This window comes from Actinoplanes siamensis (genome assembly GCF_016862395.1).
In the GTDB taxonomy this organism is placed as follows: Bacteria; Actinomycetota; Actinomycetes; order Mycobacteriales; family Micromonosporaceae; genus Actinoplanes; species Actinoplanes siamensis.
In genome coordinates, this window is the sequence record NZ_BOMW01000037.1 from 1 (window position 1) to 23,231 (window position 23,231).

Sequence of the window (23,231 nt, forward strand, 5' to 3'; positions counted from 1 at the left end):
CACTAGAGCGTCCGCCACGGCCGAGGTCGGCGCATGGGAGAGCGCCCATCCGGGCGGACACCACCACATGCGCCGACCATGATCTCCGCTCGGACCGGCGGCACGAGGCGCCATCCCGATTACGCTGAGTGGCGGCGCCAGTGAGGTGAGGGTGCGCCCGTTCCCGTGCGCATGGGTGCGGCTCCGCCGCGGTGATCATCGACGGCGTACGCGGGTCCGGGGCCGCGGCCGGCACGGACCGCACGCCGTCCGGCCGGCGCACGGCGACCGGCCGTTACGACGTCGATCTCACGTCGGGTGTCTCGAACCTCACCGCCGACCGGCGGTAACCTGGCGTTCGTCGACCAGGTAGCGTGTACCGGCCCCGCCCGGAAGAGAAAGAGGCCCCGATTGATGCCGGTCACCGCCGCGACCGTTCTCGCTTCTCGGCAGCCGGCGCTGGCCCCGGTCTTCGGGACTCTCACCCTGTTCACCGGCCGGATGGGCTCCGGCAAGAGCACCCTCGCCCTGCAGAACGCGTTCAACCGCCGCCAGGCCGGCCGCCCCGGAGTGCTGTTGACCAGCCAGGACCGGGCCGGCGAGGGGATCATGTCGTCCCGGCTCGGGGTCACCGCGGACGCCGTCGAGGTGGGTCCGGAGATGGACCTGGTGGCTTTGGTCACGGAGCGTGTTCCCGCCGGGGGTTTCGTGATCGCCGACGAGGCGCAGTTCCTCACCCCGGCCCAGGTGGAGCAGTTGGCCTGGGCCGCCGACGAGCTCGGTGTCGACATCGACTGCTACGCCATCACGACCGATTTCCTGTCCCGCCTGTTTCCCGGCGCGCAGCGGCTGGTCGAGCTGGCCGACGTGATCGTCCCGCTGCAGGTGGAGGTGACCTGCTGGTGCGGGCGCCCGGGCCGGCAGAACGCGCGCATCGTCGACGGCCAGGTGGCTCGGGCCGGCGAGCAGGTGGCGGTCGGCGACACCACGGAGACGTCAGCGGTCTCCTACCGCGTGCTCTGCCGCCGTCACTGGCGCAACGGCGAGCCCGGCCCGGCATGAACTCATGAATCCGGCAATTCCGCGGGACGCAGCGCTGTCAGGCGCCGCGTGAACCACGCCGGAGCTCCGCGTGATCCACGGGACAGGGGCTAACACTTCCCCGACCCCCAGGCCCGGCACACCACGGTCCACATGTCAGCGGTCTGCAACCGCACCTCACCCCCGGCCTTCTTCACGACCGCACCACCGTTCCCCAGCGGCACGTCCATCGATCCCCCGGGCGGCAGGACCGTACGTTCCCGGAACCGGTACTGATACCGCCCACCGATCACCACATGCCCCTGCAGGTCCACGGCCCGCCGACTCACGTTGACCACCGAGACCCTCCCGGCCCCGTCGTGCGCCACCTGGAGGTCGATCTTCCCGGTCAGCGGGCTGCCACAGCGCACCCGGCACGGGTAGACGAACGCCTGCCGCAGATCCCCTTGCGGGTCGAAGAGGTACGCCCCGTCCCCGGCCCCCGGCCGCACCGGATCGACGTTCGTCAGGATCGGCGCGGTCAGCCCCCAGTACTTGTCGGTGGCCGTGTCCCGTCCCTTACCCACGTGCACGTAGATCCGCCCACCGGCCGGCACCACCGTCCCGCGCTTGAACGTGTACCGCCGCAGCCCCGAATCGCGCACCCACCAGCCGCTCACGTCCACCGTCCGGGAGCCCGGGTTGCCGATCCGGATCCACTCCCCGTTCAGGTCGAGCGTGTCCGTCCCGTCCGGGTCGCTGTTGGCCGAGACGGTCAGCCGGGCGCCCCGCGCCGGCCCGGCCCCGCAGTAGTCGTCGTCCCAGATCCGCCGGTGAGCGAGCGCCGCGTCGGCGGACGCCACCGCGTACACCGAATCCCAGGCGGTCTCGCCGGGGAACGACAACCCCAGCACGAACCCGGACCGCACCAGGTCCTGCCCGATGTCCAGCCACCGGCCCTTGATCTTCACGGCCACGGACCGCAGCGGCCGGCCGCGGCTGCTGCTGCTCGCGTGCTGCGCGGTCAGCCGCACCACCCCCTTGCCGGCCTTGACCAGCTGCTCCACCCGGGCGGTGGCCTCCAGCGCGTGGCACTCGCCACGGCGCCTGGCCGGCCTGGGCGAGTAGGCGTACTGCTCCATCGCCTGCACGCCGATCACGCGAATCGACCGGGCCCGCTTGCCGGCCACGCTGACCAGCAGCGTGTCACCGTCCGGCACCCACGCCACCGTGCCGGTCCAGACAACGCATCGCGGGCTCCCGGCGCCGGGCCGGCAGGCGACGGTGGCGGCCTGCGCCGGTGCGGAGAATCCGGACACCAGCAGAGCGGCGGAGGCGGCAAGGGTCGCGAGGCGGCGGAGCATGCCCGCAAGATCGGCAGGGCCCGGTTGCGGTCCGAGTTCCCGACCGATGCGCCCCGGTTGCGATCCTCCAGATCCGGGACGCGATGTCGGGGTACGACCGGAGGCCCCACCGGTGCGGAGCACCAGCCACGACCGGCCGACCGGAGCCGCGCTCGCGGGAAACACCAGGGCCGAGATGCGTGCCAGGGCCGCGCTCGCGTGGAACACGGCGCCGCACCTGGTCGAGTGGGCCCAGCGCACCGGCGCCGGGGTTCTTCCCGCCCAGATAGTCAGCTAACGCCAGCTGATCGCCCTGGCCCGCGTCTTCGTGGCGGCGCCCCGCGTGGTCGTGCTCGACGAGGCGACGTCCAGCCTGGACCTGCGTTCGGAACTGCGGGTGGAGGCCGCGGGGTGTCTCGCGGGCGCGGACACACGCCCCGGTGCCGGCCTGGGCCGGCACCGGGTCGTTCCGGCAGCCCCGGACGGCGCGTGGCGCGGGAGGGGATCAGCGCACCGGAACCAGGAAGGCGAAGACCCGCACGCCGACCGGGCCGCCGGGCAGCGGCGCCGGAGCCGACGCGGACACCTTCATGCCGACCTCCCACGGCTCGCCGTCCAGGAAGACCTCGTTCGTCAGCATCTGCCCGTCCTGGTACGCCATGAAGAACCGCAGCGCGTGCACCGCCCGGCTCAGCGGAACCTCCCGCAGCGCGGCCAGCAGCTGGTCGAGCAGCGGCTCCGCGGACGGCACCGGCTCGGTCGCGAACAGATCCACCTGCGCGCCCAGCAGCAGGTCGAACGCGCCGGCCGGATGCTCGTAGCGCTCGATGTGCACGTGCTCGGCGGCGACCCGCCGATCGAGCAGGGCGGCGATCATCGGGTACGCCACGGCACGCTCGAACATCGCCAGCGTCTGGAAGATGGCGTCCTTCCAGGTCGGCGCCACCCCCACGCAGCTCTCCACCATCCACGGCCGGGCCAGCGCCGGATGGTTCACCGCGAAGTTCACCTGCGCCACCACCAGCTCGGGCGCCGGCCGCGGATGCGCCGCCAGGGTGGCCCGGAACTCGGTCTCGCCCAGCGTGAGGTCGCTGCCGAGAGCGACCCCGTACGCCGCCATCCAGTGCGCGAACACCGAGGCCGGCGACGGCACGCCGCCGCTGCCGTTCCCGATCGGCGGCAGCGGCTCGGCCAGCGCCACCATCCCGAGCGTCACATGCTCCAGCTGGGCGCCGTCCCGCAGCGCCTGGCCGACCGCGGCCACCTCGCTGCTGTACCCGGCGATCCGCGCGATCTCGCTGTCGTCGGCGACCGTCGCGCGCCGCGCCGCCGCCTGGAAGACCGGATCGTCAGCGAGGCGCCGCTCGGTGTCCCCGTCCAGGAACCGGTCGTCGAGCTCGACGCCGTCCAGGATCCGGCGGCCGAACGCGAGCGGCAGGAAGTATGTCAGCCGGTCCGCCAGCCACGGCTCCAGCCCACCGCTGAGCAGCTTGTTCTTGACCGCGTCCCCGGGCACCGGTTCCGCGCTCTCGCAGAACGCCGTGACCGCGACCACAACCGCCTCGTCGAACATCGCGTGAGCCTACCCCCACCGATCCCGGTGGCAAGTCCTCGCCGCCGCGGCATCCGGCCTCGTTGTCCCGGCCGCTGGCGCACGGTGCACAATCCCTCATGGCCGCTTCCGCGCTCCGCGCTCTCCTCACCTCCGGCCGGGTCACCCACGTGCCCGGCGTCCACGATCCGCTCACCGCCGCGCTCGCGGTCGCCGCCGGGCACCAGGCCGTCCACCTGTCCAGCGCCGCCGTCTCGGCGACCATGCTGGGCCGGTCCGACCTCGACTTCGTGCACGCCACGCAGATCGCCGACCGGGCGGCCACGCTGGCGCCGGCCCTGCGCGGGGTCCCGTTGCTGGCCGACGCGGGCACCGGCTACGACAGCCCGCCGGACGCGGTGTGGACCGGGCTCGCGTACGCCCGGGCGGGCGTCTCCGGCCTGGTTCTCGGCGACCGGAGTCCGGACCACCCGGCCGTCCTCCGGATCCGGGCTCTGGCCGACCAGGTGCCGGAGCTCGCGGTCGTTGCCAAGATCGAGGTGTACGCGGTGAGCGGGCTCGCCGGGACGATCGAGCGCTGTGCCGCGTACGCGGAGGCGGGCGCCGACGCGGTGTTCCTGCCGACGGCGGGCCGGCCGTGGTCCGCGGACGACGGCGTACCCGGGATCGAGGAGCTGGCCGCGGTCGGCCGGGCGCTTCCGGGCGTACCCCTGGTCGTGGAACGCAGCGAAGCCGCCGGTCACCGGACCACCTGGACCGACGCGGAACTCGCCGCGGCCGGCGTGCGCCTGGTGCTGCACCCGGTCGCCGCCCTGCTGGCCGCGATGCGGGCGGCGTCGCTCACCTATCGTGCCCTCGCCGAGACCGGAACCGCCGACCGGGTGGACCGGTTGCCGTGGGCGGCGTTCACCACCCTGGCCGACCCGGCCGAGGCCCACGGCCCGGACGCCGCTCACGTCCCCGAGGGTCTGCAGACCTGAGGACGCACCGCACCGGCCGCCTCCCGCTGGGCCGCGGACATCAGGTCGCACCGGGGGGCGGGGCTACTGTTGATCATGATGGTTGTTAGCGTCCCTGCGTGAGCGATCAGCTGCCACCCCCGCCGAGCCCGGCTCAGCCACCCCACTCGCCCGACCCGGCGCCGTCGGCGGAAGCGGCCGGCGCCGTCCCGGCCACCCAGGAGCCGGAGACGACCGCCCTGCCCGGCGAACCCGCGACGGCCGCGTATCCGGCCACGGATCCGACCTTCCACTACCCGCAGCCCGATCCGACGGCGCCCTACCCGGCTCAGGCCTTCCCGCCCGCCGCACATGCCGCGCCGGCCCCGCCCTACCCGGGACACCCCGCGCCCGGCCACCCGCCGGCCGGGTACCCGGGTGCGCCGCTTCCGGCCACCTATCCCTTCGCCGGGTACCCGGGTGCGCCGCTTCCGGCCGGCTACCCGCACCCCGGCTGGGGTCCGCCCGTCCCGCCGCCCGCCCAGCCGACCAACCGCTTCGCGATCACCGCGCTGATCACCGGCCTGGTCGGCCTGGTCCCGCTCGGCGTCATCTTCGGCATCCTGGCGATCCGGCAGATCAACCGCACCCGCGAGCCCGGCCGCGGCCTGGCCGTCGGCGGCATCATCGCGGCCGGTCTCTGGATCTACGTGATCTACGTGATCATTTCGTTCACCGCCGTCTTCCAGGGCATCGACCAGGCCGTGGACCGGCACGACGACCCGCTCGGCGACCGGCGGGCGCAGGCCGGTCTGTACCCGGGCGTGTGCATCGACCGGATGCGCGGCACCACGGCCGGCGACCTCACCACCGTGCCCTGCTCCAGCCCGCACGAGGCCGAGGTGTACTCGGTGTTCACCCTGCCCGGCGGCGCCTGGCCGGGCCAGTCCACGGTGCGCGGGACGGCCCTGGATGGCTGCGACCGGGACGCCGAGCGCTACCGCACCGGCGCGGACGCGGACCTGGACGTCCGGGCGCTGTATCCGCGGTCGGCCACGAGCTGGTCCGTCGACCGCGGTGTGGTGTGCATCGCCGTCGACCCGGACGGCCCGCGCACGGGTTCGCTGTTCGACTGAGCGCGCGAGGCGGCGGCCGCCCGGCGCCGTGCGTGACCGCGGCCCACCGGGCCGGCGCGGCGCCCGGCGGACGTACCCCTCACTCCGCCGCGACGCGCGCGTCCTCCTCGGCCATCGCCTCCTGGCGGCCCGGCTCCTCGCGCAGGATCGCCGCGTTCAACCACTCGTCCGGGATCGCGAACGCCTCCACCAGCGTCCCCAGATGCGGCCGCAGCTCCCTCAACAGGTCGTTGATCACCGCCGTGACCGCTTTGGACCGGTTCGGGGTCAGCCGCCCGTGCTCCAGGAACCAGCCCCGGTCGGCTTCGATCGTGGTCAGCGCGTACAGGTCGCAGACCCGGTCGAGCAGTGCTTTCACCGCCGGGTCGGTGGCCCGCTCGATGCCGGCGACGAACGCCTCCAGGGTGATCCGGTCGATGTGCGCGGTCGCGGTCTTCAGCACGTGGTCCTGGACGTCGTTGAAGATGTCGAACGGCCGGTCCTTCTTGGCCGCGGCGCCGCTGCGGAGCCGGCGGATGGCGCCCTCCAGCACGTGCTTCTCGCGGTCCTCGAACATCGTCAGGTGCCAGCCCCGATCGGTGACGGCGACCTCCTCGCCACGGCCGGGGACCGCGGCCACCAGGCGCTGGATCAGGCCGCGGGCGGCGGTGCGCTCCAGCACCATCTCGCGGACCTGCTCGGCGACGAACGTGGCGCGGCCCCAGCCGTCGAGCGAGCCGAAGGCGTCCCGGTAGCCGGTGAGCAGGCCCTTCGCGACCAACTGGAGGAGCACCGTGTTGTCGCCCTCGAACGTGGTGAACACGTCGGTGTCGGCCTTCAGCGCGGGCAGCCGGTTCTCCGACAGGTAGCCGGCGCCGCCGCAGGCCTCGCGGCACATCTGGATCGTCCGGGTGGCGTGCCAGGTCTGCGCGGCCTTCAGCCCGGCCGCCCGCGACTCCAGCTCGCGCTGGCGGTGCTCGTCGGCCGGGCCGGGGCCGGACTGCACGTCGGCGAGCGTGCCGACCAGTTCCTCCTGGGCGAACGCGTACGCATACGTCGTGGCCAGCGCCGGGATGAGTTTGCGCTGGTGGGCGAGGTAGTCGTTGAGGACCACCTCACGGTCCGCGCCGGGGACGCCGAACTGGCGGCGGGTGTCCCCGTACCGGATCGCGATGGTCAACGCCGCGCGGGTCGCGGCGGAGGCCGCGCCGCCCACCGTGACCCGGCCGCGGACCAGCGTGCCCAGCATGGTGAAGAAGCGGCGGGTGTCGTTCTCGATCGGGCTGGAGTAGGCGCCGTCCGGCGCGACCTGGCCGTACCGGTCGAGGAGCATGTCCCGCGGCACTGTCACGTGCTCGAAGCCGATCCGGCCGTTGTCGACGCCGAGCAGGCCCGCCTTGTGGCCGGCGTCGCCGAGCGTGACGCCGGGCATCGGGTTGCCGTCGGCGTCCCGGATCGGCACCAGCCAGGCGTGCACGCCGTGGTTCCGGCCCTGGGTGATGAGCTGGGCGAAGACCACCGCCATCCGGCCGTCCCGGGCCGCGTTGCCGATGTAGTCCTTGCGGGCCGCCTCGTGCGGGGTGTGCAGGTCGAACGTCTGGGTCTCCGGGTCGTACACGCAGACGGTGCGCAGCTTCTGGACGTCGGAGCCGTGACCGGTCTCGGTCATCGCGAAGCAGCCCATGATCTCGGTGGAGATGATGCCGCGCAGGTACGCCTCGTGGTGCCGCTCGGTGCCGAGCGCCACCACCGCGCCGCCGAACAGCCCCCACTGCACGCCGGCCTTCACCATCAGCGACAGGTCCGCGTACGCCAGCATCTCGGCCGCCACCACCGACCCGCCCGGGTCGCCCAAGCCGCCGTAGGCGGCCGGGAACGCCGACGCCACGCCGACGTCGGTGGGGATCTGCCGGATCAGTGCGGAGACCCGCTCCCGGGCCTGCTCGCCGGTCTCGCCGTGCACCGCGGCGAAGCCCGCTTTGCCGAGCTCGTCGCGCACCGCCTGCCGGACGTGTGCCCACCGCCCGTCCAGGACATCCCGGAGGTGGGCAGCGTCGATGGAGTCGCCGATCATGACGAGAAGCTAATCACGCGCGCGACGCCGAGCGGCCGCCGGACCCGTCCAGAACGCCGGAAAGTCATGAGATGACGCGGACCTCGGCGGTGATCTCCGCCGGGGCCCGCGTCGTCTCGTCGCGCTGTGTCACTCCTCGCCGGCGCCCAGGTGCCACGGAACGACAAGCGGGTGGCGCGCCTCGTCACGCGCGGCGATGCCCTCCATCGAGCGCGTGTACTGGCGGCGCGTGATGTCGCCGTCCATCAGCTGGCCGCACAGCACGCCTTCCAGGCTCCGCGGCGCGAGGAAGGACTCCGGGACGACCAGCGGTTCTTCCGCCTTTCGCGCCTCGGCACGGACTCCGCGCACCGCGAGCACGCAGGCGGCGGCCAGGACCAGGATGAGCAGGAACAGAACTAGCATCGCCACCGCCTTGTCGAATCCGAGCGGGCCTTGCGCGCCCGCCTCGACAAAGCAAACGGATCACAGGGCGTATCGGTTCGACGGTTTCCGCACATCTCTCAGCCGGTGCGGATCCGGGCGCCTCACATGGTCACGACCGCATGCCGGCAACTCCCCTGTCGAGGGATGCCAGCCCCAGTGATCTCTGACTAGTGTCCAGATGTGCCCGGATAAATCCGGTTCACCACTTAAGCAAGCAATGGCTGTTGTGCGCGGACCGGGCCGTTAGTCCACATTGTTCAGGGAGCAGCATGCCCTACGACTACGACAGCTTCAGCCGGCTGGCCGGCCCACCCGACCCGCCACCGCCCGGCGACTACCGGGTCCGGCTGCAGCGGCTGACCCGCCACCGCCCGGTGCGCAGCCTGCTCATCGTGGCCGCCACGTTCACCAGCGAGGCCACCTTCTTCGGCTGGATGATCACCGAGTCCGGCGGCGCCGGCACGGCCACCGCCGTCCTGGTCGGCGCGACCGCCCTGATCGAGCTGTTCCGCCTGGTCAACGTCGTGACGCTGTGCCTGGCCACGCTGCGGGTCCGGGACCCGGTGCCGGTCGTCGCGGACGACCGCCTGCGGGTCGCCTTCCTCACCACGATCGTGCCCGGCAAGGAGCCGATCGAGATGGTCGAGGGCACCCTGCGCGCGGCGTCCCGGATCCACGGCGCGCCGCACGTGTGGCTGCTCGACGAGGGCGACGACGACCAGGTCAGGGCGATGTGCGCGCGGGTCGGCGCCCGGCACTTCAGCCGCCGGGGGGTGGCCCGCTGGAACACCGGGCGGGGCGCGTTCAAGGCGCGGACCAAGCACGGCAACTACAACGCCTGGGTGGACGCGCACGGCGACGACTACGACGTGTTCGTCTCGGTGGACCCGGACCACGTGCCCCTGCCCTCGTTCGGCGAGCGCCTGCTCGGCTACTTCCGGGACCCGGACGTGGCGTTCGTGGTGGGGCCGCAGATCTACGGCAACTACGACAACCTGGTGACCCGCTGGGCGGAGTCGCAGCAGTACCTGTTCCACTCGCTGCTGCAGCGCGCCGGCAATCGGCTCGGGGTGCCGATGCTGGTGGGGACGAACAACGCCGTACGCATCGAGGCCTTGCGGTGTGTCGGTGGCCTACAGGACTCGATCACCGAGGACATGGCGACCAGCCTGGCGATCCACGCGGCGCGGAACCCGGCGACCGGCCGGCGGTGGCGCTCGGTCTACACGCCGGACGTGCTCGCGGTCGGTGAGGGCCCGTCCTCCTGGACCGACTACTTCAGCCAGCAGCACCGCTGGTCGCGCGGCACCGACGAGGTGTGCCTGGCCGGCTTCGCGCCCCGTATCGCCCGGCTCGGGCCGCGGCGGGCGTTGCACTACGCGCTGCTGATGGCGTACTACCCGATGACCGCGGTGGCGTGGCTGCTCGGCACCGCGACCGCCGTCGCGCACATCGTGCTCGGCGTCCGCGGCGTGCAGGTGCCGCAGCAGGTGTGGTCGATGCTCTACGTGGACGCGGCGCTCTTCCAGGTCGGGCTCTACCTGTGGAACCGGCGGCACAACGTGAGCCCGCACGAGGAGGCCGGATCGTCCGGGCTGACCGGGATGCTGCTCTCCACGCTGTGCGCGCCGGTCTACGTCGCCTCGTTCCGGCAGACACTGCTGCGCAGGCGGGCCGGCTTCGTGGTCACCCCGAAGGGCGACTCGGCCAGCCCGGACCGGCTCGCCACCTTTCGCACCCACCTGAGCTGGGCGGCGTTCTTCGCGGCGCTGCTGGTGACGGCGGTGCTGACCGGCCGTACCCACGGATTGATGTGGCTCTGGCCGGCGCTGAACCTGGCCCTCTGCCTGGCCCCGCCGGCGCTCTGGGCGTCGGCCGCGAGACCGGTCCGGCAGGTGGCGCCGATCCCTGCCCAGCGAACCGAAGAGCCGGTTAGGACGTACGCATGATCCGCCGACCCCAGCCCACGCTGACCCGCCGCCTGCTCCGCGGCCTGGCCGTCGTCCCCGCCCTCGCCGCGGTCCTGCTCGCGAACCGCCCGGTGGTGGTCTTCGCGGCCGAGCAGTACCACGAGTTCCACATCAACCGGCCCGGCTACAAGCAGGCGTACGGCCACTGGTCGACGCTGCCGGTCCCGGACGATTTCGCCGTCAACGCCATCCACGCCGCACTGCTGCGCACCGGCAAGGTCCTGATCATCGCGGGGTCCGGCAACAACCGGCAGAACTTCGAGGCCGGCACCTTCAAGACGATCCTCTGGGACCCGGCCACGGACCGGTTCTCGCTGGTGGACACGCCGACAGACATGTTCTGCGCCGGGCACACCTTCCTCCCCGACGGCACGTTGCTCGTCGCCGGCGGCACCCGGTCCTACGAGGTGCTGCCGGAGGACATCAGGTACGCGGCCGGCGTCATGAAGATCAAGAACGAGTCCCCGGACGGCGGGCCGCGGATCTTCGCCAAGGGCACCCGCCTGATCGCGCGGGACGGGCGGCAGTACGCGACCCGCACGGACGTGACGGTCCCGGCGGCGATGAAGATGACACACGGCGGGCGGACCATGGTGCACGCCGGCGAGGCCGAGGTCTGGGTGGACGCGGTGACCGCCGGCGACGCGCAGGTGATCAAGGAGCCGGCGCAGTACCGGATCGCGGGACTGACCGGCCCGGACGCGCGGAACGTCTACGGCGTCGCTGACAAGATCACCAGAGAGAAGCAGGAGTACGGCGGGGACGACACCTCCTACGAGTTCGACCCCCGCACCGAACGTTACGTGCGCACCGGTGATCTCACCGACCACCGCTGGTACCCCACGCTGGCCCCGCTCCCCGGCGGCAACGTGCTGGCCGTGTCCGGGCTGGACCAGTTCGGGCGGATGCTGCCCGGCCGCAACGAGATCTACTACGCCCGCGACCGCCGCTGGGCCGCCGCGCCGAGGCTGACCCGCACGTTCCCCACCTACCCGGCGCTGTTCGTCACCAGGGACGAGCGGCTCTTCTTCTCCGGCTCGAACGCCGGTTACGGGTCGGCCACCGAAGGCCGCACCCCGGGCCTGTGGGACCTGCGCAACAACGAGTTCCAACCGGTGCCCGGACTGCGCGACGCCACGATGACCGAGACCAGCGCGTCCGTGCTGCTCCCGCCGGCCCAGCGGCAGCGCGTGATGATCCTGGGTGGCGGCGCGGTCGGCGACTCGCCGGTCTCCACGGCTCGCACCGCGATCGCCGACCTGTCCGCGAAGCACCCGGTCTACCGGCCCGGGCCGGACCTGCCGGCCCCGACGCGGTACCTGAACACCGTGGTGCTGCCCGACGACACGGTGTTCACCAGCGGAGGCTCGTCCGGCTACCGCGGCGGCCCGTACCGCGGGAAGCCCCGCAGCGACCTGCTCGCCGCGCAGATATACGACCCGGGGAGCAACGTTTTCCGGGCCGCCGCCGCGCCGGCCGTGGGCCGCGACTACCACTCGGAGGCGCTGCTGCTGCCGGACGGGCGGGTGGTGACCATGGGCAGCGACCCGATCTACGACCCCAGCGGCCGCAACCCCGGCGTGTTCGAGCAGCGCATCGAAATCTACAGTCCGCCGTACCTGTTCCGCGGCCCCCGTCCCGCGATCACCGGCGGCCCGCGGGAGGTGACCCGGGGCACGTCCGTCTCGTTCGGCACCGGGGACGCCGGCCGGATCCGCTCGGCCCGGCTGATCCGGCCGGCCGCGGTCACCCACGCCACGGATGTGGACCAGCGGTCGGTCGCGCTGGGTGTCCGCCGGGCGCCGGGCGGCATCGTGCTGCGGGTCCCGGAGGACCGCGGGGTGCTCCCGCCCGGCTGGTACATGCTCTTCGTGACCGACACCGGCGATGTCCCGTCCACCGCCACCTGGGTGCACGTCAGCTAGTTGGTGGCCAGGGCCAGGGCGTACTCCGGCCACCAGCGGCCGGCCTCCGGGGCGCCGCCGCCGCAGGCGCCGTCCGACTCGCCCGGCCGTTTCACCCAGAGGTACGCGTCCACCCGGTCGTGCCCGGTCCAGGCCGTCGGCGCCGGGCCGAGCGCCCGGCCGGGCGGGTTGCACCAGTGCCCGTCCCCGGAGCCGGTGTTCCCGGCCGGCCCGTTCCCGTTGCGGCTGGTATCGATCACGAAGTGCTTGCCGCCGAGCTTGTCGGAGATCGCCGTCCCGTAGCCGATGTTCGCGTCGGTGGTCTCGAAGTTCGCCACGTTCAGGCTGAACCCGTCGGCGTCGGCCACCCCGGCCAGGCGCAGCGCGCCGACCACCCGGTCCACGTCCTTGACCCATCCCGGATTGCCGCCGTCCAGGTAGACCCGTACCCCGGGGTCCGCCCGGAACGTCCGGATCGCCTCGCCGAGCAGCTGGTAGCGCTCCTCGGCGGCCGCCCCGGACAGGCAGTTCTGCAGCACATGGGTGACCGCGTCGGGCTCCAGCACGACAAGCGCCGGCGATCCGTCGACGGCCTCGGCCAGCTGCCTGACCCAGTCCCGGTAGGCCGCGGCGTCCGGCGCCCCGCCCCCGGAGTGCCCGCCGCAGTCCCGTTGCGGCACGTAGTAGGCGACCAGCACCGGTGTCCGCCCGGCCGCCGCGGCCGCGGTCACCAGGTCCCTGGCCTTGTCGGCGAATCCGGGCTCGGCGTCGGCGAACCACACCGCGGTGGGCGCGTCGGCGATCCGCCGGATCGCCGCGGCATCAGCCGTCCGGCCCTCCGCGTCCCACGCCGCCACCTGTTCGGCGGCCGGGCCGTCCGGTTCCACGAAGAACTGTTCGACGCTCGGTGCGGGCGCCGGTGTGGTGGGCCGGGGCTCGGGGTCGCCGGAGCAGGCCGTGAGGCTCGTGCAGGCGACCACGGCCAGGACCGCGGAACGAACTCTCATATTCCCTTCAGCGTCTCAGCGCACCGAGCGGGCCACGGCGAGCGCCTCCGGGAGTGTCGGCGGTCCCTCCAGCAGGTGGGTGACGGGCGTACGGTGCGGTCTTCCGGGACGCCGGCTTCAGCGTCCCGTCGAACTGGTCGAAACGCACCGTACCGCCCCGATGGACGACACCGAGCACACGCGGCGCGCCGTTTCGCCGGATTCGGCGAGAAGCACCCGGTCGGGCGAACCGGCCGTCCAGGACGCCCGACCGTCAGCGGCGTCGACCCCGTCAGGCGGTCACCCGGACGATCCGGCGCCGGGCGGTGGGAGCGGGCGCGGTCAGGCTCGGATGCCGGGTCTCCCACGCCTCCCGGACCCGGGACGGCAGGTGCAGGTCACGCCAGACCCGGCGCAGCGTGGCCGGGTTGATCAGGTCCTCCACCTCACCGCAGCCGGCCGCCTCGCACAGCACCTGCTCGTAGGCCTGCCGCAGTTGGGCGGGATCCTCCAGCTGGTACCGACGGCGGCTGGCGTGCCCGCAGGCCATGTGATGCGGCACCTCGAGCACGCCGAGACTGTTTCCGTGCAGGTCGTCGATCCGGGCGGGGACGGCTGGGGCCCGGCGGACGGCGCGGCGATTCCGGCGGCCGTCGCGGGTGGATACGTAAGACATATGCCCAGGTTAGGGGGCCACGGCCGGGCCTTCGTCGATCTCCTGCGCAACGGTGAGAATCGTCAACCGCAGTGACCGGTGATGCTGTTCTTGCGGAAGACGTCGAGGACGAACCACTCGTCCTCGTGGTGGATGACCCGGTCCAGGCCCGGACGGGCGGCGATCACCGCGTGCACGTTGAAGCCGTCGTAGTTGCCCGGGTTCTCCCGGTCCCGGAAGTGCACCACGAGCAGGTCGCCGCCGTCCTCCAGCCGGGCCACCGTGCCGTCGAGCATCACCCGGAGGTCGTCCGCGGACAGGTAGTAGAGCAGGTCACCGATGACGATCAGGTCGAAGGCGCCGTCCGGCAGTTCGGCCGGGAGCAGTGCCCGTTCCACCTGGACGTTCGGCAGTGCGGCGGTCGTCGCGCGCGCCTGGGCCACCGCCTCGTCCACGCAGTCGGCCGCCAGCACCTCGTCGCACCGCCCGGCGAGCAGCACGCTGAGCCGGCCCACCGCGCAGCCCGGCTCGTAGCAGCGGCGGTAGCGCTCGCGCGGCAGGCTGGCCATGGCCACTGAGTATTTGCGCTGGTCGGACCACTTGGTGGCGTTGTCCCAGGGGTCGTCCTTGGCCTCGTACAGCCCGATGAAGTGGTCGAGGGAGAAGGACTGCTCCGGCGGCGCGGCGTCACCCGGGGTACGTGTCACGCCGCGATTCTGCCCTGCGCTCACCGCCCCTGAACGGTCAGGGCGCCCACCCCGCCCGCGGAGTCGACACGGATCCCGTCATCGCCCCGGCCGTCACGCAGCGTCGTGCCCTTCCCCACGCCGTCCTCGGTGTCGCCGTAGAGCGTGACCGAGCCCGCGCCCTCGCGGAAGAACGCGCGCACCGGAACTTTGCCGCCGGTGACGATGCGCCACGTGCCGATGCCGTCGCGCTGCACGATCGGGATGGCGTCGCGCTGATCCGGGACGACCAGGTCCACGGTGGCCGCGCCACCGACCAGGTCGATGCCGCCGACCCGGCCGCCGGACAGGTCGATGCCCGCCTCGTTCACCCCGCCGCGCATCCGCAGCGACCACCGCACGTCGTCGTCGAGCAGCACCTCCAGCCGGGCCGAGCCCTTGGTCCGGCCGTTCGGGGTGACAGTGACCCGGACCGTGTCGTCGTCCACCACGGCTTTCGCGGTGATCCTGCTGTCGTCGCCGACCGAGATCCTGAAGAAGCCGTTGCGCACGTCCCCGGTGACCACCCGCAACTGGGTCACGCCGGTGGCGAGCTCGAAGGTGGCGGCGTCCGGGATCATCGGCTTCCCGGCGCCGCCGGGCGCGGCCTCCTCGGTGGGCCGGGTGGCCGGAGTGGAAGGCGCGGAAGGCGTGGCCGGCGTGGCCGGCGGGCTGGGCGGCGGCGAGGTGCCGATCGACACCGGCGGGGTGGCGGGCGGCGTCCCCGCGCTGATGGCCGGCAACGGCGGCGCCGGCAGGCTCGCCACGCCACCGCCGTCCCCGCCCCGGTCGCGCGCGTAGGAGACCGCGGCGAAGACCGCGCCGCCGGCCAGCACCGCGGTGGCGACCAGCAGGAGCAGCGGCTTCAGATCCTTTCCGGCCCGGCCGGGCGGCTCGCCGATCCAGGTGGCCGCCGGGCCGCCGGGCGGCGCCGGCCGGGTGTGCAGCGCCGGGCCGGTCCGCGTGGCGTCGACTCCGGGCAGCTCGTAGTGGTCGGCGGGCGGCCCGAGCCGGTGCGGCGCGTCCGGCCAGTAGTCGGAGATCCGGGGCCAGCCCCGGGGCGGTCTCGGCGGCTCACCGGTCTTCGCAACTCCACTGTCCACGCACGTCTCCTCGATGCGGCCAGCCGGCAACCCCATGTCCCGCCGGTGGTCCACAGAGGTATACGCATCGCCTTCCGGTTCGGTTCGGCGGCCCGGGGGAAAAGATTTGTACGCGGATCAAGTGAAACCCTTGATATCCGGCAGCCGGACGACAAAGATCCTTATCGCTTCATTAAGTTGGTTTACGCCGGTTCCCCCCGCGCCGGTTCTCCCCCGCATCAGTTCTGCTTTGCTCCAGTTCTGCCAGGAAGCGAAATCGCATGCCGGAAGACGACCCCCGCCCGGGGCTGCGGGTCGGTGGCTGGATCCCGCCCTATTCGCCCGAGGCGCGGTCCAGCAAGCCGCCGATCCGGCCCGTCCCGCCCGCCTCCTTCCCACCGGCGCCGGTACCCGGTTTCCCGGGCTGGAGCCGCCGGTCCACGCCGCTGCGCCGGCGGGCTGCCCTGGCCGCCGTCGCGGCCGCCACGCTGGGCGTGGCCGCCGTGACCGCCTCGGCCCTCGGTGGCAACCAGGAGACGGGCAGCCCGGCTTTCGTCGCCGGCGAGGTCCCGCCCGCACCTCCGCCGGCCCGGACGGTGGCGATCGCGCCGATCCCCAGTTCAGAGCCGCCGCTCTTTGGGAGCGCTCCCACCGAGCCCGTCGCCACACATCGGCGAACGTCGAATCCTCCGGCCCGCCGGATCATCCCGATGACACCGGTCACCACGCCGGTCGGCGTCACGCTGCGTGTCGGTGAGACGGTCGCGCTGACCTTGGCCGACCGTCCCGGGCTCCGGATCCGGCACCGCTACTTCATCGCTCGGGTGGATGCGATCCCGGCGCACGGCGGCGCGCTCGACCGGGCCGACTCGAGCTTCACCGTGCGTACCGGTCTGCACAATTCCGGATGCGTTTCCCTGGAATCTGTAAACTACCCGGGCTATTTCTTGCGGCACCAGAACTTCGCATTGAAACTGCACCGGCGGGACGGCTCGGGTCTCTACGACCAGGACGCCACTTTTTGTCCGGTGGCGATTCGCTCGGGCGCCGCGCTGGTGTTGCGTTCCACCAATTATCCGGCACGGTTCGTAACCGAATCGAACAGCCGGTTGCGGCTGCGGGAGTCGGCCGCGGACGACGCGCTCGCGCTCGTGCCGCGCACGGTGGGCTGACCGGACCGCGCTGGGTGCTGCTCCAAGGCCCCCGGAGCAGCACCCAGCGCTTGTTTCCCCTGGTCAGTCGCGCTGAATCAGCGCACCGCGCGGTTCCAGGACGCCGTCCGGGCCGAGGGGAGCGGGTCGGGCGGCGAGGCGCATGTTCGGTGACGATGGGAAATGTTTACGCAAACATGTGGGCGTATAGTGGCCCGGGTCACCAGGGCGGTCAAGGAGTAACACCATCGAAAAGCAGCGTCTTCGCGGTGGATCGGACGTGCCCGGCGGGCGCCGCAAACAACGGGTGTCGATGGCCGATGTGGCCAAGCTGGCCGGTGTCTCGTCGCAGACCGTGTCCCGGGTGGCCAACGGCCAGAGCGGCGTCGTCGAGTCCACCCGCGAGCTGGTGCTCGCCGCCATGCGGGAACTGGGCTACCGGCCGAACAGCGCGGCCCGGTCCCTGCGGTACGGGCGCTTCAACACGCTCGGCGTGATCCTGTTCGGACTGTCAACGACAGGCAACAGCCGTACCGTCGAGGCCATCGCCACCCAGGCGGCCGCCGAGGGATATGCGATCACGCTGATTCCGGTCGGCGTGCCCACCCAGGACAACGTGCTGGGCGCGTTCACCCGGATGGGCGAGCTGGCGGTCGACGGCGTCATCGTGATCATCGAGGTGCACCTGCTGGACGCGGCCACCGTGGCGCTGCCGCCCGGGGTGCACGTGGTGGTGGTCGACTCGGACGCCGGCGACCGCTATCCGGTGGTCGACACCGACCAGGCCGACGGCGCCCGGCAGGCCGTCCGGCACCTGCTCGGGCTCGGCCACCCCACGGTGTGGCACATCGCCGGGCCGGCCGAGTCGTTCTCCGCGGAGCGCCGCGCCCAGGCCTGGCGCACGGTCCTGGAGGAGGCCGGCCGGCCGGTGCCGGCGATCGGCCGGGGCGACTGGTCCGCGGAGAGCGGATACCGTGCCGGACTGGCCCTGCCGGACGAGTGCAGCGCGGTCTTCGTGGCCAACGACCAGATGGCCCTGGGGGTGCTGCGGGCCCTGCACGAGCGCGGGCGGCGGGTGCCGGCGGACGTCAGCGTGGTCGGTTTCGACGACATCGCCGAGGCGTCCTCGTTCCTGCCGCCGCTGACCACCGTGCACCAGGACTTCGCCGAGGTGGGGCGCCGCTGCGTACAGGCGCTGCTGGCGCAGATCGGCGCGGGCCCGGCCGCCCCCGGCACCGACCTGGTCCCGACGCACCTGGTGGTGCGGGGCAGCACCACCGGGTACCGGAGTGTCGGCTGACCGACCCCGTGCCGGCCCCGGGTTTGTGAGGCTGTCCGTAGCGCAGCGACCGAGAGGGGAAGACCGATGGACATGGCCACACTGCTGGACAGGGCCAAGGCGGCTACCGACAACGCAGTGGTGTCCCGGGTGTTCGGCGAGCCGGTGGAGCGGGACGGGGTGGTCCTGCTGCCGGTCGCCAAGGTCAGCGCGGGCGGCGGCGGTGGCGGCGGGAGCGGCCACGCCCAGCCCGCCGAGGGCGGCGACGCGCCGCAGGGCGAGGGCTCAGGCGTGGGGTACGGCTTGAGCGCCGCCCCGGCCGGCGTCTTCATGCTCAAGAACGGCGACGTCACCTGGAAGCCGGCGATCGACGTCAACAAGGTCATCCTGGGCGGCCAGGCGGTGGCGATCGTCGCTCTCCTGGTGGCCCGCTCGGTGCTGCGCCGCCGCTGACAGCCGCCGCCAGCAGTCCCTCCCCGGCGGCGAGACACCCCGAGCGCCAGCCGCAAGCACCCGGCCGGACACCGGACGCGCCTCGGCGGGCGGCAGGCACCTCTGGCGTCCAGCCGGGGACGCCTGGCTGGACGCCGGGGAGGGCCTCGGCGGGTCGGGACCGCCGGGTGGGGTGGTCAGGGTTCGGGGTATCTCGCGAGGCGCAGGCGGTAGGCGAAGACGGCCAGGGTGCCGGCGGCGCAGAGCAGCCAGACCACCGCGAAGTGCGCCAGGCCGTCCCACAGATAACCGGTGCCGGTGTCGTCGACCGCATAGGTGCCGACCTGCCGCACCGACCAGAACGGCATCAGCTTGGCGGCGAGGCCGGCCGGGTCGGCGAGCATCTGCACCGCGCACACGCTCAGCAGCGCGAGCGCCCCCTCCAGCTCGCGGGGCAGCAGGGCGCCCACGAGACTGCCGAACGGGGCGGCCACCAGAGCCGCAAGCACCATCACCAGGCCGGTGGCGAACGGGTGCGCGACCCTCTGGTCGGCGACCACCAGCGCCCAGTAGCCCAGGGCCAGCAGCACGCCGGTGCCGCTCATCGCCAGCAGCCGGCCGCCGACCAGGCCGGGCACCGAGGCGCCGGAGAGCCGCAGGCGAGGGTCGACGCCGCGGGAGGCGTTCACCACGAAGAGCGTCAGCGTGGAGATCGCCCAGCCGATGCCGAGCGCCAGCATCCGGATCGACTGGCCGGTCTGGTCCCGCCGGACCAGGTAGAACCAGAGCGGCAGGGCGATCACCAACAGCACCGCGGTCCGGCGCGGGCTGACTTCCCGGGCGGAGAGCCCGGCCACCACGAGCGCGGTCATCGCTCCCCCAGATCCAGGACGTGGTCGACGTTGGTGAGGTCGTGGAGCAGGTGGGTGACCACGACCACGGCGCGGCCGGCGTCGCGCCAGGCGTGGACCTGGCGCCAGAAGTCCAGGTACGTCCCCTGGTCGAAGCCCTGGTACGGCTCGTCGAGCAGCAGCAGGTCGGGCGCGTGCAGCTGGCCGAGGACCAGGTTGAGCTTCTGCCGGGTGCCGCCGGAGAGCTGCTGGACGTGCTGGGCCGGTCGGGGCGCCAGGCCAGCTTGGCGGCCAGGTGCGTGCCGGTGGAGCGGGCCCGGCCGGGGGTCACGCGGGCCGCGGCCCCGAACAGGGTGAAGTGTTCCTCGGCGGTGAGCCAGCCGGCGGTGCCGCCGTCCTGCGGGACGTAGCCGACCCGGCGGGTGCGCCGCACCGTCCCGCTGTCCGGGCGGGTCAGCCCCGCGCAGATGCGCAGCAGCGTGGACTTGCCACAGCCGTTCGCGCCGACGATCGCGGCGACCTCGCCACCCCGTACCACCAGATCGACGTCCTGGAGGACGGCCCGGCGCCGGTAGCGTTTCCCGACGCCGGACAGGCTCAGCAGGACCGGGCCGGCCGTGTACCGGGGCGGCTCGGCGCCGACCGGGGCGGAGAGCTCGGCGACCAGGTGGCGGGCATAGAGGTGGGCCGGGCCGAAGAGGCCGGACGGGTCGGCGGCGTGCTCGGCGGCCTGCGCGGTGGTGTCCCCGGTGAGCCGGCGGGCGCGGGGCCCCGGCACGCCGAGCCGTTCCAGCTCCGCCTGGAACCGGGCGGGCCAGCTATCGTACGTACCCATCAGTCGTCTCCCGTGGCCGAGAGCGGACCGGAAGCGGACAGCGGACCCGGCACCGGCCGCAGCAGCATGTCGACGCCGGCGCGGAAGCGCGCCCACTGGTCGGCCTGGACGGCCAGGACGTCGAGACCGGCCGGGGTGATCGCGTAGTACTTCCGGCGGGGCCCGGACTCGGACGGCGCCCAGGTCGGCACCGCGAGACCCTGCTCCTCGAGGCGGAGCAGCGCAGGATAGAGAGTGCCGCCGGGGACGTCGGCGACTCCGGCGGCGGCCAGCCGCTGGGCCAGGCCGTAACCGTAGTCGGGCTGCTCCCGGAGCATGGCCAGCAGGCACAGGTCGAGGAAGCCGTGCAGCCACGGCTTGGGCATCATGTAGTCAGGCTATCTGCTAACCAGCCTTCCTACCTAGTGGGGTCGGGAAAAAAGTCGGGCGAAGCGGTGCACAGGGACGAGGTGGGAGGCGTCGATGTGGGTGTGACCTTCGAGCAATTCGCGATGGCCCGCCTGCCCAGCCTGCTGCGCTACGCGGTCGTCCTCACCGGCGACCGGCATCTCGCTCAGGACGTGGTGCAGGAGGTGCTGGCCCGCGCCCACGTCCGGTGGAAGCGGATCAGCGACGCGGACTCCCCCGAGGCGTACGTGCGGCGCATGGTGCTCAACGAGTACCTGTCCTGGCGGCGTTCCTGGGCGGTCCGCAACCTGCACCTGGCCGGTGAACGGCTGGTCGAGATCGACGACGCCCGCGGCGGGGTGCACGACCACGCCGACCGGATCGCCGAATCCGACGCGCTGTGGAACCGGCTGTCCGCGCTGGGACGGAAACAACGTGCCGTGCTCGTACTCCGCTACTACGAGCAACTGGACGATGAGACCATCGCGGACCTGCTCAACTGCTCCCCGGCCACGGTACGCAGCCAAGCATCGAAGGCACTTCGAACGCTCCGGCTGGAGTCGGAGCGACAGATTCAATTTGCCGAGGAGAAGTCGTGACCGATCACGGTGACCGGCTCCGCGCGGCCTTCGAGAGCCGCGAGTCACACACCCCTGACCCGGGCGAGGTGTACGCCCGGGTCGTCGAACTGTCCCGCAAGCACAAGTGGCGCCGTCGTGGCGCGACCGTGGCCGGGGGCACGGCGCTCGGCGCCGGCCTGATCGCCGCGGTGGTCAACCTGCCGGCCGTCCTCCCCGGTGGCCAGCAGGACGGGACCGCGGCCACGGCGCCGATCGTGGCCGCGGCCCCCGCCTCGCCGAGCGCGAGCCCCGAGCCGACCCGCGAGTGGGACGCCTACTGGGGCGCCGGCTACGGCTACGAGGAGGCCGTCGAGCTGGCCAAGCTGTGGAACCTGCCGACCGCCGACATCGGCGCGGTCAAGGCCGAGGCCGGGCGCCGGCTGCTGGCCGGGCAGACGCTGCCGGTCCGGCCGACCCGGACCGACGAGATCCCGGACGCGGTGACCGAGTTCTTCAGCGCCGGGTACGGCTACGACGACGCGGTCAAGCTGGCCAAGCTGTGGAAGCTGAAGACGCCGTACGACGCCAAGGTCGCCGGCGGCGAGAAGTTGCTCGCCGGCAAGAAGCTGCCGTTCAAGCCCAACCCGGCGACGGCCGAGGAGAACCAGGAGAGCGTCCGGGTGGATGCCTTCTTCAACGCCGGCTACGACTACGACGACGCGGTCAAGCTGGCCAAGCTGTGGAAGCTGAAGACGCCGTACGACGCCAAGGTCGCGGCCGGGAAGCGACTGCTCGCCGGCGAGACGCTGCCGATCAAGCCGTGACACCGGGGTTGCGCCGGCGGACCGGCTTCGAGATCGAGCTGATGGCCCCTGCGGGGGTCAGCCGGCGCACCCTCGCCAGGGAACTGGCCGGGCGCTGTGGGGGCAGCGTCCGGCCCGTCTGGCATCACGACAGCGAACCGTCCCTGGTCCCGGGGCTGGGGCGGTTCCTGCACCTGACGCAGGCGTTCGAGGTACGCCGCCCGGACGGCGCCCTGCTGTGCACGCTCGCCGACGACATCACCCTGCTGGCCGGCCTGGACCCGGCGGCGCCCGCCCGGCCCGGATGGTTCCGCGTCCTCACCGACGACCAGCGGCTGCTCCGGCTGCTCGCCCGGCACGGCAACCCGGGCGGGACGATCGACACCGTCCTGCTGGGGACCGCCGCGCTGTGGGGCAGCGAGGTGCAGCGGCACGGCGACGTGTACCGGCTGAACGACGCGGCAGACGTGACGATCGCCCTGGCCGCGCCGCTCGGCGGGGAGCGGGAACGGCCGTGCGAGATCATCACGCCCCCGCTCACCTCGGATTTCGAGTCCTCGCTGGAGGAGTTGCTGGCGCCGGCCCGGGAGCTCGGGTTCACCGTGCCGCGGGAGGCCGCCGTCCATCTGCATGTGGACGGCGGGCCGTTCCGCGCGCCGCGCGCGCTGGCCAATCTGGTCCGGCTGTTCGCCTACTGGCGTGAGCCGTTGCGGGCGGTGCTGCGGACCAACCCGGCGTGCCGGCGGCTCGCTCCCCTGCCGGGCCCGCTGGTCGAGGCGGTGCGGGGCATTCCGTCGTCCGGCGAACTGCGCGCGGCCGCCGAGAAGGGGAAGCTGACGAAGTACTTCGACGTGAACCTCACCCAGTTGCTCACGGACACCCCGATCCGGGACACCGTCGAGATCCGGATCCTGCCGGGGGCCATCGACGCGGCCGCGATCCTGGACCGGGCGGCGCTGGTGGAGCTGCTGCTGGACCGGTGTGCCGACCCCACGCCGATCCCGCCGGGCGACGATGTGGACGGGCTGCTGGAGCTGGCCGCCGAGGCGCTGGCCGATCGGTAGCTCCAGACTCTCACCCGGTCGCGGGCCGGATGTCCACGCGGCACGCACCGGATCGGGTGACAAAGCCGCTACCAACCGTTCGGCCCACTGCGGGCTTCGT

The 23,231-nt window shown here is 72.9% G+C and carries 23 protein-coding genes and 1 pseudogene; 13 read left to right on the plus strand and 11 right to left on the minus strand.

The features are described 5' to 3' along the window. Window positions 1-393 precede the first annotated feature (393 nt). The gene (locus tag Asi03nite_RS20325) at window positions 394-1,041 is read left to right on the plus strand and encodes a thymidine kinase (RefSeq protein WP_203681967.1); all 648 of its coding nucleotides are present in this window, start codon (window positions 394-396) and stop codon (window positions 1,039-1,041) included. A gap of 89 nt (window positions 1,042-1,130) precedes the next feature. Here the strand turns inward: Asi03nite_RS20325 and Asi03nite_RS20330 are convergent, their stop codons facing one another. Next, a complete protein-coding gene (locus tag Asi03nite_RS20330) occupies window positions 1,131-2,363 on the minus strand; it encodes a lamin tail domain-containing protein (RefSeq protein ID WP_203681970.1) in 1,233 nt (410 codons plus the stop codon). A gap of 112 nt (window positions 2,364-2,475) precedes the next feature. Between Asi03nite_RS20330 and Asi03nite_RS20335 the strand changes: the two genes are divergently transcribed. After that, window positions 2,476-2,640, plus strand: a complete 165-nt coding sequence (locus Asi03nite_RS20335) for a hypothetical protein (protein ID WP_203681971.1) — start codon at window positions 2,476-2,478, stop codon at window positions 2,638-2,640. A gap of 207 nt (window positions 2,641-2,847) precedes the next feature. On the opposite strand, the gene Asi03nite_RS20340 is transcribed toward Asi03nite_RS20335, so the two are convergent. Beyond that, window positions 2,848-3,915, minus strand: coding sequence for a DUF6348 family protein (locus Asi03nite_RS20340; protein WP_203681972.1), 1,068 nt, complete (start codon window positions 3,913-3,915; stop codon window positions 2,848-2,850). 98 nt (window positions 3,916-4,013) lie between these two features. Here Asi03nite_RS20340 and Asi03nite_RS20345 point away from each other — a divergent pair, with 98 nt between their 5' ends. Next, window positions 4,014-4,874, plus strand: a complete 861-nt coding sequence (locus Asi03nite_RS20345; protein WP_203681973.1) for an isocitrate lyase/phosphoenolpyruvate mutase family protein — start codon at window positions 4,014-4,016, stop codon at window positions 4,872-4,874. Window positions 4,875-4,972: 98 nt separating this feature from the next. Beyond that, complete coding sequence (locus Asi03nite_RS20350) at window positions 4,973-5,968, plus strand: DUF4190 domain-containing protein (protein WP_203681974.1); 996 nt, start codon at window positions 4,973-4,975, stop codon at window positions 5,966-5,968. A gap of 79 nt (window positions 5,969-6,047) precedes the next feature. Here the strand turns inward: Asi03nite_RS20350 and Asi03nite_RS20355 are convergent, their stop codons facing one another. After that, window positions 6,048-8,021, minus strand: a complete 1,974-nt coding sequence (locus Asi03nite_RS20355; protein WP_203681990.1) for an acyl-CoA dehydrogenase family protein — start codon at window positions 8,019-8,021, stop codon at window positions 6,048-6,050. A gap of 129 nt (window positions 8,022-8,150) precedes the next feature. Beyond that, a complete protein-coding gene (locus tag Asi03nite_RS20360; RefSeq protein ID WP_203681992.1) occupies window positions 8,151-8,426 on the minus strand; it encodes a hypothetical protein in 276 nt (91 codons plus the stop codon). 290 nt (window positions 8,427-8,716) lie between these two features. Between Asi03nite_RS20360 and Asi03nite_RS20365 the strand changes: the two genes are divergently transcribed. Together Asi03nite_RS20365 and glxA are read left to right on the plus strand one after the other, a co-directional pair. Further along, a complete protein-coding gene (locus tag Asi03nite_RS20365; protein ID WP_203681995.1) occupies window positions 8,717-10,396 on the plus strand; it encodes a glycosyltransferase family 2 protein in 1,680 nt (559 codons plus the stop codon). Further along, window positions 10,393-12,342, plus strand: coding sequence for a radical copper oxidase GlxA (glxA, locus tag Asi03nite_RS20370; RefSeq protein ID WP_203681997.1), 1,950 nt, complete (start codon window positions 10,393-10,395; stop codon window positions 12,340-12,342). Before Asi03nite_RS20365 ends, glxA begins: the two co-directional genes overlap by 4 nt. Here the strand turns inward: glxA and Asi03nite_RS20375 are convergent. The 4 genes from Asi03nite_RS20375 to Asi03nite_RS20390 form a co-directional block, all read right to left on the minus strand. Next, the gene (locus tag Asi03nite_RS20375) at window positions 12,339-13,328 is read right to left on the minus strand and encodes a glycoside hydrolase family 6 protein (protein ID WP_203681998.1); all 990 of its coding nucleotides are present in this window, start codon (window positions 13,326-13,328) and stop codon (window positions 12,339-12,341) included. The two genes, glxA and Asi03nite_RS20375, sit on opposite strands and share 4 nt — an antisense overlap. Window positions 13,329-13,599: 271 nt before the next feature. After that, complete coding sequence (locus tag Asi03nite_RS20380) at window positions 13,600-13,983, minus strand: hypothetical protein (protein WP_203681999.1); 384 nt, start codon at window positions 13,981-13,983, stop codon at window positions 13,600-13,602. A 62-nt stretch (window positions 13,984-14,045) separates the two neighbouring features. Then, complete coding sequence (locus Asi03nite_RS20385) at window positions 14,046-14,669, minus strand: class I SAM-dependent methyltransferase (RefSeq protein WP_203682000.1); 624 nt, start codon at window positions 14,667-14,669, stop codon at window positions 14,046-14,048. A gap of 20 nt (window positions 14,670-14,689) precedes the next feature. Continuing rightward, the gene (locus Asi03nite_RS20390; RefSeq protein WP_203682001.1) at window positions 14,690-15,790 is read right to left on the minus strand and encodes a hypothetical protein; all 1,101 of its coding nucleotides are present in this window, start codon (window positions 15,788-15,790) and stop codon (window positions 14,690-14,692) included. Window positions 15,791-16,263: 473 nt separating this feature from the next. Between Asi03nite_RS20390 and Asi03nite_RS20395 the strand changes: the two genes are divergently transcribed. The 3 genes from Asi03nite_RS20395 to Asi03nite_RS20405 all read left to right on the plus strand — a co-directional run bounded on the left by Asi03nite_RS20395 (window position 16,264) and on the right by Asi03nite_RS20405 (window position 18,652). Then, window positions 16,264-16,941: an AbfB domain-containing protein gene (locus Asi03nite_RS20395; protein WP_203682002.1), complete on the plus strand. Its 678-nt coding sequence runs from the start codon at window positions 16,264-16,266 to the stop codon at window positions 16,939-16,941. A 292-nt stretch (window positions 16,942-17,233) separates the two neighbouring features. Further along, on the plus strand, window positions 17,234-18,220 hold the full coding sequence (locus Asi03nite_RS20400) for a LacI family DNA-binding transcriptional regulator (RefSeq protein ID WP_203682003.1): 987 nt from the start codon (window positions 17,234-17,236) through the stop codon (window positions 18,218-18,220). 66 nt (window positions 18,221-18,286) lie between these two features. Then, window positions 18,287-18,652: a spore germination protein GerW family protein gene (locus Asi03nite_RS20405; RefSeq protein ID WP_239102803.1), complete on the plus strand. Its 366-nt coding sequence runs from the start codon at window positions 18,287-18,289 to the stop codon at window positions 18,650-18,652. A 176-nt stretch (window positions 18,653-18,828) separates the two neighbouring features. Here Asi03nite_RS20405 and Asi03nite_RS20410 read toward each other — a convergent pair whose 3' ends face one another. After that, window positions 18,829-19,503, minus strand: coding sequence for a hypothetical protein (locus tag Asi03nite_RS20410; protein WP_203682005.1), 675 nt, complete (start codon window positions 19,501-19,503; stop codon window positions 18,829-18,831). 20 nt (window positions 19,504-19,523) lie between these two features. Here Asi03nite_RS20410 and Asi03nite_RS37955 point away from each other — a divergent pair, with 20 nt between their 5' ends. After that, on the plus strand, window positions 19,524-19,892 hold the full coding sequence (locus Asi03nite_RS37955) for a hypothetical protein (protein ID WP_239102804.1): 369 nt from the start codon (window positions 19,524-19,526) through the stop codon (window positions 19,890-19,892). On the opposite strand, the pseudogene Asi03nite_RS37960 reads toward Asi03nite_RS37955, so the two are convergent. After that, window positions 19,871-20,317, minus strand: a pseudogene (locus Asi03nite_RS37960) (ATP-binding cassette domain-containing protein); the annotation flags it as partial. The gene Asi03nite_RS37955 and the pseudogene Asi03nite_RS37960 overlap by 22 nt on opposite strands. Further along, window positions 20,317-20,685, minus strand: a complete 369-nt coding sequence (locus tag Asi03nite_RS20420) for a PadR family transcriptional regulator (RefSeq protein ID WP_203682007.1) — start codon at window positions 20,683-20,685, stop codon at window positions 20,317-20,319. The gene Asi03nite_RS20420 and the pseudogene Asi03nite_RS37960, both read right to left, overlap by 1 nt. 102 nt (window positions 20,686-20,787) lie before the next feature. Between Asi03nite_RS20420 and Asi03nite_RS20425 the strand changes: the two genes are divergently transcribed. Genes Asi03nite_RS20425 through Asi03nite_RS20435 form a run of 3 tightly spaced genes read left to right on the plus strand, consistent with a single transcriptional unit; the run spans window position 20,788 to window position 23,131 of the window. Further along, entirely contained in the window at window positions 20,788-21,303 is a 516-nt protein-coding gene (locus tag Asi03nite_RS20425) for a SigE family RNA polymerase sigma factor (RefSeq protein WP_203682009.1), read from the plus strand. After that, window positions 21,300-22,088: a hypothetical protein gene (locus Asi03nite_RS20430; RefSeq protein ID WP_203682011.1), complete on the plus strand. Its 789-nt coding sequence runs from the start codon at window positions 21,300-21,302 to the stop codon at window positions 22,086-22,088. The genes Asi03nite_RS20425 and Asi03nite_RS20430 overlap by 4 nt, the downstream gene beginning before the upstream one ends. Further along, on the plus strand, window positions 22,085-23,131 hold the full coding sequence (locus tag Asi03nite_RS20435; RefSeq protein ID WP_203682013.1) for an amidoligase family protein: 1,047 nt from the start codon (window positions 22,085-22,087) through the stop codon (window positions 23,129-23,131). The genes Asi03nite_RS20430 and Asi03nite_RS20435 overlap by 4 nt, the downstream gene beginning before the upstream one ends. Window positions 23,132-23,231: the final 100 nt, after the last annotated feature.

Bases quoted from the DNA above. Each gene is read 5' to 3' on its own strand.
- Asi03nite_RS20420 (WP_203682007.1), bottom strand. From the start codon at position 20,685: ATGATGCCCAAGCCGTGGCTGCACGGCTTCCTCGACCTGTGCCTGCTG.
- Asi03nite_RS20345 (WP_203681973.1), top strand. From the start codon at position 4,014: ATGGCCGCTTCCGCGCTCCGCGCTCTCCTCACCTCCGGCCGGGTCACC.
- Asi03nite_RS20330 (WP_203681970.1), bottom strand. From the start codon at position 2,363: ATGCTCCGCCGCCTCGCGACCCTTGCCGCCTCCGCCGCTCTGCTGGTG.
- Asi03nite_RS20340 (WP_203681972.1), bottom strand. From the start codon at position 3,915: ATGTTCGACGAGGCGGTTGTGGTCGCGGTCACGGCGTTCTGCGAGAGC.
- Asi03nite_RS20410 (WP_203682005.1), bottom strand. From the start codon at position 19,503: ATGACCGCGCTCGTGGTGGCCGGGCTCTCCGCCCGGGAAGTCAGCCCG.
- Asi03nite_RS20355 (WP_203681990.1), bottom strand. From the start codon at position 8,021: ATGATCGGCGACTCCATCGACGCTGCCCACCTCCGGGATGTCCTGGAC.
- Asi03nite_RS20360 (WP_203681992.1), bottom strand. From the start codon at position 8,426: ATGCTAGTTCTGTTCCTGCTCATCCTGGTCCTGGCCGCCGCCTGCGTG.
- Asi03nite_RS20375 (WP_203681998.1), bottom strand. From the start codon at position 13,328: ATGAGAGTTCGTTCCGCGGTCCTGGCCGTGGTCGCCTGCACGAGCCTC.
- Asi03nite_RS20365 (WP_203681995.1), top strand. From the start codon at position 8,717: ATGCCCTACGACTACGACAGCTTCAGCCGGCTGGCCGGCCCACCCGAC.
- Asi03nite_RS20400 (WP_203682003.1), top strand. From the start codon at position 17,234: ATGGCCGATGTGGCCAAGCTGGCCGGTGTCTCGTCGCAGACCGTGTCC.
- Asi03nite_RS20325 (WP_203681967.1), top strand. From the start codon at position 394: ATGCCGGTCACCGCCGCGACCGTTCTCGCTTCTCGGCAGCCGGCGCTG.
- Asi03nite_RS20405 (WP_239102803.1), top strand. From the start codon at position 18,287: ATGGACATGGCCACACTGCTGGACAGGGCCAAGGCGGCTACCGACAAC.
- glxA (WP_203681997.1), top strand. From the start codon at position 10,393: ATGATCCGCCGACCCCAGCCCACGCTGACCCGCCGCCTGCTCCGCGGC.
- Asi03nite_RS20380 (WP_203681999.1), bottom strand. From the start codon at position 13,983: ATGTCTTACGTATCCACCCGCGACGGCCGCCGGAATCGCCGCGCCGTC.